Below are 12048 nucleotides of genomic sequence, written 5' to 3' on the forward strand. Positions count from 1 at the left end.
GACCTCAGAAATCGCTCATGCCAAGGCTTTTCAATGCCCGGTCGCTGTCGGCCCAGCCGCGCTTTACCTTCACCCACAAACGTAACATGACCTTGGTGCCAAACATGCGTTCCATATCCACCCGGGCTTCCTGGCCAATGCGGCGCAGGCGCTCGCCCTTGTCACCGATAATGATTTTCTTCTGGCCTTCCCGTTCCACCAGAATCAGGGCCGAGATATGCAGGGTTTTCCCCTCGTGCTTGAACTCTTCGATCTCTACTGCCACGGAATAAGGCAATTCAGCACCGAGTTGGCGGGTAATTTTCTCCCGCACCATCTCTGACGCCATAAAGCGCTCGCTGCGATCCGTAATCTGATCGTCCGGGTAGAAGTGCACACTCTGGGGCAGGAAACGTCCCACAGCTTCCTCCAGTGGCTGGAGGTTGGTTTCTTTCAACGCAGACAAAGGGATAATTTCGGCAAATTCCCGTTTTTTGGACAGTGCCTCAAGGTGTGGCAGCAGTTTGTCACGGTTCTCAACCTTGTCCACCTTGTTAACTGCAAGGATAACCGGGCATTTCAACCGCGACAATTTCTCCAGCACCATGTCATCGGCAGTGGTCCACGCCAGTTGGTCCACCACGAACACCACCACGTCCACGTCAATCAGGGCAGACGACGCCGCTTTGTTCATATAACGGTTCAGCGCACGGGGCTCGTCTTCGTGCATGCCGGGGGTATCCACATAGATGGCCTGCACAGGTCCGTCTGTCTTGATACCCAGCACCTGATGTCGGGTGGTCTGGGGTTTGCGGGAGGTAATACTCAGTTTCTGGCCCAGGATATGGTTCAGAAGCGTGGATTTTCCCACGTTCGGCCGGCCAACAATGGCGACGAAACCACAACGGCTGTCCGGATCTTCCGGGCGAGTAATATCATTCATCAGGAGTTCTCCACGCCCAGTTGCTTGAGGGCATTGCGGGCAGCCTGCTGTTCAGCAATTCGCCGACTGCTACCGGTGCCGCTGGTCTTTCGATCCAGTGACGGTAGTGCACAGGAGACATGGAACGTCTGCTCATGGGCTTCACCGTCGACGGATATCACTTCGTAACGAGGCAGCGGGAACTGCCGGGATTGCAGGTATTCCTGCAACCGGGTTTTGGGATCTTTCTGGGTATCCTGAATGTCCAGATTGGCCAGGCGATGCTCGAACCAGCGCAGTACCTGCTCACGGCAGGTATGAAAATCGCTGTCCAGGTAAATAGCACCTATGATGGACTCCACCGCATCCGCCAGAATCGACTCGCGCCGGTAGCCACCACTTTTAAGCTCACCGGAGCCCAGCCTCAGATACTGGCCCAACTGGAATTCGCGACCAATCTCGGCGAGGGTCACGCCTTTGACCATCCGCGCCCGGAGCCGGCTCAACTGACCTTCCCGGGCTTTCTCGAAGTGCAGGTACAAGTGTTCTGCAATCACCATATTAACGATGGAATCCCCAAGGAACTCCAGGCGTTCATTATTCTGGTTCCCGTAACTTCTGTGGGTCAGGGCCAGCAGCAACCGCTCGGGTTCCTTGAAGGTGTATCCGATACGACGCTGCAACTGATCCAGATCTGGTTGTGAACTCACTGTCCCTTTAACTCATACTCGTGCTGGAAATGAACGATGGTGTCCACGTTTCCGAATAGATGATTGCGAACCTCGTAGTCCACCTTGATGACCACAAACTCGCCATTTTTCTCAATGCTGATCTGCTTGGCGTCGAAGCCCCTGACGTTATTGACACTCAGGCGCCGGTTAATCAGGTTGCGCACTTCTGCCGGCCCCATTCGCGACAACCCCTCGGTGCCATCAAGACCTTCCAGTGCCTCCTGGATGGTGAAATCGTCCAGATAGGCAGGGCCGATTTTCAGCCCCAGGGCCAGCAGACTGCCAAAAAACATCGCCACAATCAGCATGGTTAGAGCGCTGCCGCCCTGCTGCTGCAATCCGACGGGATTATTCTTTTTCATCATGCTTGTCTCCGGCACAACGGGGTTAGTCAATGCTACCCACTCGATCAAAAGATGGCAGACTTGTCAGTGATTTCCAGTGCATCCAGATGGCAAAGGCCTTTCCGACCACAAGCTCATCAGGCACAGTGCCCCAGAACCGGCTGTCGTTACTGTTGTCCCGGTTGTCCCCCATGACAAAGTAATGGCCATCAGGCACCAGCCATTCACCTTCGCCGTTGCCTGCAACCCGGCCCAGGGTCAGATACACATCGTGCTCAACGCCGCCCACTTCCTCACGCCAGCGCTCCATTGGCGGAAGACGGGCCACAAACTCCCTGGCCACCGGTTCATCATTGATGAACAGCTGTTTATCGCGATAGCGCACCCGGTCACCCGGCAAACCAATCACTCGTTTGATGTAGTTGGTGGCGCCATCCTCCGGATAACGGAACACCATGACATCACCACGCTCGGGATCACCCATCGACACCACCTTGGTGCCGGCCACTGGCAACCGGAGCCCGTAGGCGTACTTGTTTACCAGGATAAAATCACCAACTTCGAGGGTCGGCAGCATCGAACCGGAGGGAATCTGAAAGGGTTCCACCAGAAACGAACGAAGCACCAGAACGATGGCCAGTACCGGGAAGAACGATCGGCTCAGGTCGACCAACCAGGGTTCACTGGTCTCGGCAGTTTCATCGGACGCGGCACCGCCAACGTCCGGGCCAGCTGCCTGCCGCCGTTTGCTGAAAAACACTTTATCCGCCAGCCAGATCAATCCAGTCGCGAAGGTCAGAACCACCAGTACCAGCGGAAAATCAATATCCATCCGGGAGCCTTAGTTTTAGTTATCCACTTTCAATACAGCAAGAAACGCTTCCTGAGGCACCTCGACATTGCCCAGTTGCTTCATACGTTTTTTACCTTCTTTCTGCTTCTGAAGCAGTTTCTTCTTCCGGCTGACGTCCCCACCGTAACACTTGGCGGTAACGTTCTTGCGCAATGCCTTGACCGTAACCCGTGACACCACCTGGGTTCCGATTGCCGCCTGGATGGCGATATCAAACATCTGCCTGGGAATCAGCTCTTTCATCTTCTCGATCAGCTGGCGTCCCTTGCGATGCGCCAGATCCCGATGAACGATCAGAGCCAGGGCGTCGACCCGTTCACCGTTAATCAACACGTCCAGTCGAACCAGATTGGCCTGCTGGAACCGCACAAAGTGGTAATCCAGAGAAGCGAAACCACGACTGGCTGATTTGATCCGATCGAAGAAATCCATCACCACTTCCGCCATCGGCAACTCGTAGGTGAGCTGAACCTGGGTGGACATAAAGTGCATGTTCTTCTGAACACCCCGCTTCTCTTCACACAGGGCAATAACGTTACCCAGGTGTTCCTGGGGCACCAGGATATTCGCCTCGACAATGGGCTCACGCATTTCCTCAATAGAGCCAATATCCGGAAGCCGCGAGGGGTTGTCCACCGACAGGGTCTCACCCTGTTTGGTAATGACTTCATAGATTACCGTGGGCGCCGTGGTAATCAGATCGATATCGTACTCACGCTCCAGTCGCTCCTGGATAATTTCCATGTGCAGCATGCCCAGGAAACCACAGCGGAACCCGAAACCGAGGGCGTCAGAATTCTCTGGCTCAAAAAACAGGGAGGCGTCGTTCAGCGTCAGCTTTTCCAGGGCATCCCGGAAGTCGTCATAATCGTCAGCGCTGACCGGGAACAGGCCCGCGTAAACCTGCGGCTGAACCTTCTTGAAGCCCGGCAGCATCGGAGTTTCGTCGGCGAACTTCTGATGCACGATGGTATCGCCCACCGGCGCGCCGTGAATATCCTTGATACCCGCCACCACAAAGCCTACGTCACCGGCTTCCAGAACATCGGTGTCTGTGGGTTTCGGATTAAAGATACCCACCTTATCTGCATTCCAGGCTTTTCTGGTGGATTTGATGACAATCTTGTCGCCTTTGCGCAGAACGCCCTCGGTCACCCGAACCAGGGATACCACGCCCAGATAGTTATCGAACCAGGAATCGATAATCAGCGCCTGCAGAGGCGCACTGCGGTCACCCTTCGGTGGCGGAATCTTCTTGATCAGATCCTCAAGTACATCTTCCACGCCCAGACCACTCTTGGCACTGCAGCGTACAGCATCGGCGGCTTCAATGCCGATGATGTCCTCAATTTCCGCCGCCACCCGCTCCGGCTCCGCCTGGGGCAGGTCCATCTTGTTCAGTACCGGCACCACCTCAAGCCCCTGCTCAATGGCGGTATAACAATTGGCTACCGACTGGGCTTCCACACCCTGGCCTGCATCTACCACCAGAAGCGCACCTTCACAGGCGTAGAGGGAACGGGATACCTCATAGGAAAAATCCACGTGGCCGGGGGTGTCGATGAAATTCAACTTGTAGGTTTCACCGTCTCTGGCGGTGTAGTTGAGCGTTACGCTCTGGGCCTTGATGGTAATGCCCCGTTCCCGCTCCAGGTCCATGGAGTCAAGCACTTGTTCGGCCATTTCGCGGTCCGTCAGGCCACCGCATATCTGGATAAAACGATCCGCCAGTGTGGATTTACCGTGGTCAATGTGGGCAATAATGGAAAAGTTACGGATTCGGCTCAGTTCAGTCACAGACAATGATTACTCATATAAGACGTAGGGTTGAGCCCGGAATGGCCGCTACCGGGTCCGGGAACGGCGTGATTTTACCGGTTACCGGCCGCTATTGCCATGATCAGGAAATAAGCGGCTTCTCGTACTGCCGGATCAGGAACCCAATCAACGCGTCTTCGTCCAGCGGGTAGCTGAACAGATTGCCCTGGCACTGGGCGCAACCGGCGGATTTCAGGAAAGTCAGCTGCTGCAGAGTTTCCACGCCCTCGGCTACCACGGTCAGGTGCAGCTTCTTCGCCAGCGCAATCACCGCAGACGCCACATCGGTGGCACTGACATTGTAGGGGATGTCCCGGATGAACCGATGATCAATCTTGATGACATCCAGCGGCAGTTGCTGCAGTGCCACCAGGGAGCAGGACCCAGTCCCGAAATCATCCAATATCAGGCAAACCCCCAGGTCATTCAGTGACACCAGCAGTTCACGCAGCATGCGAGGGTCTTCGTTCAACAACTCTGCCGGCATTTCCAGCTCCAGGCGCTCCGGCGACACGCCGGTTTCCGTAATGACCTGACGAATCATGTCCAGGAAACCGGAATCGGTCAGCTGTCGCACCGACAGGTTCACCGCCATCTTCAGGGATTCGAAGCCGGCCCGTTCAAGGGCCTGCACCTGAATACACGCTTGCCGCAGGGCGAGCTCGCCCAGCCGGACGATCAGGCCGGTCTCTTCCGCCAGGTTGATGAACTGCTGCGCCGAAACCAGTCCCTTTTCCGGGTGGTGCCAACGCAGGAACGCTTCCACGCCAATCACCCGCTGGCTGACGAGGTCGATCTTTGGCTGATAATGCAGAACAAACCGGTCGCCATCCAGGGCCGTGGCCAGCTCTTCCTGCTGCAACAGGCGCCGGGCGGCCTTGATATTCATGGCAGGGGTGAAGAACTGGTAGGTATTGCGACCCAGCTCCTTGGCCCGGTACATGGCCAGATCGGCGTATTTCATCAGGGTGCCGGCATCCTCGCTATCATGCGGAATCATGGTGATGCCAATACTCACGGTGATGCCCACTTCGTGGTCGTTCAGGCGTATTCGCTGACACAGGCGGCGGAGTATGGACTCTGCCACCTTGCCGGCGGCATCCGGGCCGCTGATCTGGGACAACAGCACCACAAATTCATCCCCCCCGAGGCGGGCCACCGAGTCTTCCTCACGCACACAGCCTTCCAGCCACAGTGCCACCTGTTTCAGCAGCTCGTCCCCGGCGTCGTGCCCCAGAGTGTCGTTAATACGCTTGAAACCATCGAGATCCAGGAACATCAGCGCCGCCGGTTCACCACTGCGGCGACTCCGACGTACCACGTGGTTCAGACGGTCCCTGAACAACTGACGGTTTGCCAGCCCGGTGAGCGGATCGTAGAACGCCAGGCGATGCAACTCGGATTGGGCTGCCTTGAGCTGGGTCAGGTCCCGCAGGCTCAGTACCACACCATTAACACCAGGCACCGACAACATGGCGGTATAGGTGCCCTCCATGTCACGCCACTGGCCCTCAGCATCCCGGATACGCGCCCGGACGACCGGCATCTGTTTGCCCGGCGCGCGCATGGATTCAGCAAAACCGCGTTGCAGCAGGGGAAGGTCGTCCGGATGCACCTGGGCTTCCAGCTGCATGGAATGGACCTTGTCGGGGTCGAAGCCCAGGATGTCCCGGCTGGACGGACTGGCATAAAGCGGCTCGCCACCGCGATCCATCACCAGCGTGACATTGGCAGCTCCTTCGGTAATGGCCCGGTAACGGCCAGCGCTGATCTGAGCGATCAGGCGGGATCGGATCAGCGCCAATACGAACAGGCACAATAAAGCACTGATGGCCAACCCAGACCCCAGCACAATCGGTGGGCGAGGGTCTGCCGCCAGAAAGTCGAAGGCAGGTGTTGAACGGGTTTGCAACAGCCAGTCCCGGCCACCGTGGGAGATGGTCTGGCTCATTTCAAAACTGAATTCGTTATCCAGGGACCCCAGGTTGGATCCATACATCAAGGTGTCCCGGGCCACCACGCCACTGTCGTAGATCCGCACGTCAAGAAAGGGAGAGATAAGGCCGACAATGCCATCAATCAGGTTGTTCATCCGGAAAGCACTGAACACATAACCAGACAGCATCATCCGCCGCTCTGCGCGAATGTCCGGAATTTCTCCGCCCTGGTATACCGGGTAGTACATCAGGAAGCCGGCCTGATCTTCCGCCAGCGACTCCTGAACCAGAACCACCTTACCCGTCACGGTAGGTACGGCATCATCCCGTGCCTTTTCCATTGCTACCCGGTGGATGGGATCACTGAAGGCATCGTAACCCAGCGCCCTGCGGTTGCGATCTGTGCCCGGTTCCAGGTACACCATGGGGTAATAGAACGGGCCTGTGCCGAGCGGCTTGACCAGATAGTTATAGACACCTTCGGCCCGCACCGAAGCGATATGATCGGCCATATCCCGAACCCCAATCCGCTGCACAAACCCGATACCCTGAATACCCGGGTAGTAACGGTCGATATCCACTTTCTCGACATACTCCCGCCACTGATCCCGGGTTACCTCCCCGGCTACCGAGAACAGACCGGAACTGCCTGCCAGCACCTGCTCATAATTGAGTAACCGTTCTTCGATGGCGCTTTTCAACTGCAGGGACTGGGTTCGGAAGTGGGCCTCGGTGCGGTCTTCCACAAGGCGGATTGACACCTGCCATAGAAGCAGGGTGGCGGCTACGGCAACAAAGAACACAAGCCAGGCAATCCAGGCATGGCGTAATTGCAGAAGCTGTCGGAGGGGAAGTTCCTTGCTGGTTATCATCGTTTTCGGTCCGTTCCATGACCCCATTTATTATCAGTTCGGGCGATTATAGCAAAAGCCCCCGGGCCTGTCGTCAAAGACACCGGGGGCTTGCGAAACGCCTGTTTTCTAGGGTGTCAGGGCTTCATCACCAGATAGATGGCACGGCCCTGGCGGACGATTCTGACCGAAACCGCCCGGTTAGACGGCAGCTTGCGGGTGGCGTTCCGGAAATCCTCCACTGAGCGTACCTGTTCGCGATTGATCTCGGTGATGATGTCTCGGGAACGAATCCCGGCTTCCGCTGCGGGCCCCTGGCCTACCCGAGTCACCAGCACGCCACCTTGAACACCGGCAGCACTGGCTTGCTCCGGCGTCAGGGATTCAACCGCCAGGCCCAGCGGGTCCTGTGACGGCGCATTGTTTTCACCAACCACGGGGTCTGAGCTGTCATCGCCATCTTCCGGCAAGCGGCCGATGGTCACATCCAGCTCAATTTCCCGACCACCCCGCAGTACCGTCAGCCGAGCCGATTCGCCCACCGGCGTCCGGCCCACCAGCGGCGGCAGGTCTGATGACAACTGAACCGGCTCGCTGTTGTATTCCAGCACGATATCTCCGGATTCCAGGCCTCCCTTCTCAGCCGGCGACCCCTGCATGACTTCCGCAATCAGCGCGCCCCTTGGGCGTTTCAGGCCAAAAGATTCCGCCAGGTCCCGGTTTACTTCCTGAATCAACACACCAAGCCAGCCCCGTGCAACGCTGCCCTTGTCCCGGATCTGGTTGAATACGTTCATCGCATCGTCAATGGGAATGGCGAAAGAAACCCCCATGAAACCGCCAGAGCGGGTATAGATCTGGGAGTTGATACCCACTACCTCACCATCAAGATTAAACAGTGGCCCACCGGAGTTGCCGGGGTTGATTGCCACGTCTGTCTGAATGAATGGCACGTAGTTTTCGGAGGGCAATGAACGGCCAAGGGCGCTGACAATGCCTGCCGTCACCGTGTAGTCAAAACCGAACGGTGAACCGATGGCAAACACCCATTCGCCCACCTTGAGGTCACGTGAACGCCCCACCTTGACCACGGGCAGATCCTCACCGTTCTCGATCTTCAGCACGGCCATGTCTGAACGGGGGTCAGTGCCAACAATGGTGGCCTGGAATTCACGACGGTCGTTCAACCGCACGATGACCTCGTCAGCACCTTCCACTACATGGTTGTTGGTGAGTACATAACCATCTGTTGACACAATGAAACCAGAACCCATGGAGCGCTGGGGCTGCTGGGAACGGGGCGAGCCGCCGAATGGCGATTGCGGGCCACGGAAAAATTCCTGCAGGAACGGCGGCAACTGCTCGAGCTGCCGTTCATCGAACGGCGAACCCTGGAAACGGGAGCCCTGATTACGTGGTTCACTTGTGGTGCTGATATTCACTACCGCGCTGGAGTTCTCTTCAACCAGTTCGGTAAAGTCCGGCAAGCCGCGCGCGGCGAGGGATTGGCTCCAGAAAACTGAAACCATGACGGAAAGCATCAGTAAGGCCGCCCAGTAGTGTCCTGCGCTCCGGACCGGAGCCAGACGGGCAACCTCTGTGTTTGATCTCGGCATGTGGAACCCCCTGTTCTGCTTGTAATTACGCTGTAATTCTGGGGCCGGCAACCCGTTTTTCAACTTACAAAACGGTAGGATTCACAGACATGTCACGGAATGAGCACTGTTCACTCTGATCAGCCGCGGCTGGTATCGATCTCCACCCCGGCGCTGCCATCGACGCACCCACCAGAATCCCGCCCCGAGCCCTGCCAGGGCGCCCGCGATGGCCGCGGCATCGGTGCCGCCAAACCATCGGTAACCAACAATACTGGCCAACACCATCAGCAGCAACGGAGCACCATACACAGCCAACGATGCTGTCAACAGGGACTGTTCATCAATACCGATCACCACTTCATCACCAACCCTGGCACCCAAGGTATTCGCCACCAGAATCTGATTCGCGCGCCCCCCGGACACTTTGGCCAGTGCCCGCTGACCACAACCAGCTCTGGCGGAACAGCTCTGACAAGCGCTGGTACGGATGGTTTGCACCCAGACGCTATCGCCACTCAGGGCCACCACCTTGCCGGTCTCGGTGATCACAGCCCTGATAACTCCAGGGCCAGGGCGTCATCTATTTCAACGGCATCCGCCACTTTCCGGGCAGTACGCGGGGGAATCTCGCCCACCACGGCAACCAGGAACGGTCTGTCGGCGACCAGGATCTCGCGCATGTATATGGTGGTTGCCCCCACCCGAGAGGCCCCTGTCGGCATTTTCAACTGGCCAACCGGTTCGACAAACACCGAAAACGCTGCCAGGCCATCCGAGAAAGCGACGGCTTTGCCCTTGCCAGAACGCGGCGCGGCCGCTGGCACAAAGCCCTCGGGCCGCCAGTTGAGAGTCCAGCCGCTCATGCGGCCGACCACCGATTGCTGAGGTTCTCTGGTTGCCAGTGTGCGGGTTATTTCGCGCCCCTGGGTCTGTATTTCCAGCTCCTCGTCGGCGATTTCATCGGTAATCTCGAGACTGGTAAACTGAAAGTGCTCCAGCACTTCCCCATCACCGTCGCGCACCTGGCTCTTGACCAGCAAGCCGGTGTCTTTTTCCATCCACAGCCGATGACTGTAACGCTCGTCATCACGGGCGGTTAACGCGATGGTCACGACATCATAACCGGCGATGCGATCTTCACCAGCAAGCTCCGAGCGATACCATTGGCCAAACGGCATCAGCTGACTTGTGAATGCCTCGGCAAACGGGCCGGAGGGAATCACTTCATCAAGGCTCACCCGACCACGGTCAGGGAGCACACAAACCACATTCATACCTTTACGGACTATCTCGCCACTGCCGCCATCCTGCATGACCAGTCGCTCTTCCACCTGGCCATCCCGAAACCGATGGGCAATCTTCATGGAATGGACCTGATCCCCACGGGCATAGACGAAAACACCTCGGTAAGAAGTCATGTTCAAAGCCGGGCCCAGGCGCTCCAGCCACGACATCGCATCAGCGGGATCTGCAGAAACAGGTTCGTTGCTCGTCTCAGCATTGGCTCCGTGAACAGGCAGCATGATCAACACTCCGGCAAGCACACCGGCGAACACGCTTCGGCTCAGAGACACCAAACTGCTCACCACCCACTTCATCGTCCGTTCCCCAACGTCAGTAGCCACTGCTGGCACTCACCAGCCGGGCATAACCAACAGAACCCCGGCCTGCGCCAACACTGTTATGCTGTGCGTGTTCGAGCATAAACTGGCGCATCTGCTTAAGCTGATCTTCGTCCAGACGCTGCAAGGCAACTTCCTCTACCCTGGCAGACAAAGCCAGTGCATCCTCATCAGACAGCTCGGTCACTGCCACCGCAGCCACCGGCTCCTGGGTTTGCCCATCCCATCCGGCGCCGGCGCCAAATCCGATGACCAGAGCCATAACGACCATCGCCGCCACCGGCCATCGCCAGTAGGAGCCTGCGGCAACCTGAGTCTTGAGCCTTGAAGGTTCAGGGCGTACGTGACCATCGAGAGCCTCACGGACAGCCACCGCCACATCGACGCTCTCTTCAGGGCCATGACTTTCATGCATGAGGTCACGAACCTGTTGCCAGCGTTGCCACTGGTTCCTGACCTCATCCTGATTACCATGAGACAACAGGCGACGAACCGATAGTTCATCTGCTTCGTCGTCCATCATCGCGGACAGGGTTTCTCTGAGACGCTCATCCATCGGATGCAACCTCATTTACGTCACTGAATGATTGAGCAAGGGACCCAAGTGCCGGTCCACTGCATCCCGGGCCCTGAATATCCGCGACCGAACGGTTCCGATCGGGCATTCCAGAATCCGGGCGATATCCTCATAACTCAGGCCATCATATTCCCTGAGCAGAAAAGCGGAACGAAGTTCCTCAGGCAGACCAGCTATTGCTTCCGAAAGTGCTTTTTGCAGCTGCTCCCGCTGCAACAGCCGCTCGGGAGAAGCGACATCCCGCAGCCGACCACCATCGTCAAAATTCTCTGCGTCTGCTGAGTCCGCCGAGCCCTGCGGCCGGCGACCACGGGCTTCCAGATAGTTCTTGGCGGTGTTAACGGCAATCCGGTACAGCCAGGTGTAGAACGCGCTGTCGCCACGGAACCGCTCGACCGCCCGGAACGCTTTGACAAAGGTTTCCTGGGTCAGGTCCATTACTTCCTGGCTGTCGTAGACGTATCGACTGATGATGGAGGCCACCCGCGACTGATACTTGACCACAAGCAGATCAAAGGCCGCACGATCGCCATTGCGAACCTTGCGCACCAACTGCAGATCCGTCTGACTGTCGGTCTGCTCACCCGGTTTCCAGTCGTTATCAGGAGTCATGGACGACGTAACAGAATGTCCTGTCTTGGTAGCCAACGGAGTGGCCTTGATAAGATTTGCTGCTTGTGTCATTCGGCTCTTCCGGCGTTCGATCATGAACCCATGGTCCTGGACAGCAACCGGCGGGCGGCTTATCCATCAGGCCAAATAGACAGCAAGCGTAAAGTTTAGTTCAATACACGTCCACATTATGGCCCGCGATAA

General features: G+C 57.3%; 11 protein-coding genes. All 11 read right to left on the reverse strand.

Going from position 1 to position 12048, the window contains the following annotated elements; genetic code table 11:
- Positions 1–4: 4 nt before the first annotated feature.
- Positions 5–922 (reverse strand): GTPase Era, encoded by a 918-nt coding sequence (gene era, locus ACZ5Q2_RS18160; protein WP_061332275.1) that lies wholly within the window; start codon positions 920–922, stop codon positions 5–7.
- Positions 922–1611: a ribonuclease III gene (gene rnc / locus ACZ5Q2_RS18165; RefSeq protein WP_061332276.1), complete on the reverse strand. Its 690-nt coding sequence runs from the start codon at positions 1609–1611 to the stop codon at positions 922–924. The genes era and rnc overlap by 1 nt, the downstream gene beginning before the upstream one ends.
- Positions 1608–1994 (reverse strand): DUF4845 domain-containing protein, encoded by a 387-nt coding sequence (locus ACZ5Q2_RS18170; RefSeq protein WP_432210700.1) that lies wholly within the window; start codon positions 1992–1994, stop codon positions 1608–1610. The genes rnc and ACZ5Q2_RS18170 overlap by 4 nt, the downstream gene beginning before the upstream one ends.
- Positions 1995–2019: 25 nt before the next feature.
- The gene (gene lepB / locus ACZ5Q2_RS18175; protein ID WP_061332277.1) at positions 2020–2808 is read right to left on the reverse strand and encodes a signal peptidase I; all 789 of its coding nucleotides are present in this window, start codon (positions 2806–2808) and stop codon (positions 2020–2022) included.
- Positions 2809–2823: 15 nt separating this feature from the next.
- A complete protein-coding gene (gene lepA, locus ACZ5Q2_RS18180) occupies positions 2824–4626 on the reverse strand; it encodes a translation elongation factor 4 (protein ID WP_058091742.1) in 1803 nt (600 codons plus the stop codon).
- Between the two features lie 103 nt (positions 4627–4729).
- Complete coding sequence (locus ACZ5Q2_RS18185) at positions 4730–7456, reverse strand: bifunctional diguanylate cyclase/phosphodiesterase (protein WP_432210607.1); 2727 nt, start codon at positions 7454–7456, stop codon at positions 4730–4732.
- A gap of 116 nt (positions 7457–7572) precedes the next feature.
- Positions 7573–9051 (reverse strand): DegQ family serine endoprotease, encoded by a 1479-nt coding sequence (locus tag ACZ5Q2_RS18190; protein WP_061332279.1) that lies wholly within the window; start codon positions 9049–9051, stop codon positions 7573–7575.
- A gap of 81 nt (positions 9052–9132) precedes the next feature.
- A complete protein-coding gene (locus ACZ5Q2_RS18195) occupies positions 9133–9582 on the reverse strand; it encodes a SoxR reducing system RseC family protein (protein WP_432210606.1) in 450 nt (149 codons plus the stop codon).
- Complete coding sequence (locus ACZ5Q2_RS18200) at positions 9579–10631, reverse strand: MucB/RseB C-terminal domain-containing protein (RefSeq protein WP_432210605.1); 1053 nt, start codon at positions 10629–10631, stop codon at positions 9579–9581. The genes ACZ5Q2_RS18195 and ACZ5Q2_RS18200 overlap by 4 nt, the downstream gene beginning before the upstream one ends.
- Positions 10632–10647: 16 nt before the next feature.
- Positions 10648–11211: a sigma-E factor negative regulatory protein gene (locus tag ACZ5Q2_RS18205; RefSeq protein ID WP_432210604.1), complete on the reverse strand. Its 564-nt coding sequence runs from the start codon at positions 11209–11211 to the stop codon at positions 10648–10650.
- 15 nt (positions 11212–11226) lie between these two features.
- Positions 11227–11916 (reverse strand): RNA polymerase sigma factor RpoE, encoded by a 690-nt coding sequence (rpoE, locus tag ACZ5Q2_RS18210; protein WP_061332282.1) that lies wholly within the window; start codon positions 11914–11916, stop codon positions 11227–11229.
- Positions 11917–12048: the final 132 nt, after the last annotated feature.

The organism is Marinobacter alkaliphilus (assembly GCF_055394375.1).

Excerpts from the sequence above, each read along its gene's own strand:
- era (WP_061332275.1), bottom strand. The coding sequence starts at position 922 with ATGAATGATATTACTCGCCCGGAAGATCCGGACAGCCGTTGTGGTTTC.
- ACZ5Q2_RS18170 (WP_432210700.1), bottom strand. The coding sequence starts at position 1,994 with ATGAAAAAGAATAATCCCGTCGGATTGCAGCAGCAGGGCGGCAGCGCT.
- lepB (WP_061332277.1), bottom strand. The coding sequence starts at position 2,808 with ATGGATATTGATTTTCCGCTGGTACTGGTGGTTCTGACCTTCGCGACT.
- ACZ5Q2_RS18185 (WP_432210607.1), bottom strand. The coding sequence starts at position 7,456 with ATGATAACCAGCAAGGAACTTCCCCTCCGACAGCTTCTGCAATTACGC.
- ACZ5Q2_RS18190 (WP_061332279.1), bottom strand. The coding sequence starts at position 9,051 with ATGCCGAGATCAAACACAGAGGTTGCCCGTCTGGCTCCGGTCCGGAGC.
- ACZ5Q2_RS18200 (WP_432210605.1), bottom strand. The coding sequence starts at position 10,631 with ATGAAGTGGGTGGTGAGCAGTTTGGTGTCTCTGAGCCGAAGCGTGTTC.
- ACZ5Q2_RS18205 (WP_432210604.1), bottom strand. The coding sequence starts at position 11,211 with ATGGATGAGCGTCTCAGAGAAACCCTGTCCGCGATGATGGACGACGAA.
- rpoE (WP_061332282.1), bottom strand. The coding sequence starts at position 11,916 with ATGACACAAGCAGCAAATCTTATCAAGGCCACTCCGTTGGCTACCAAG.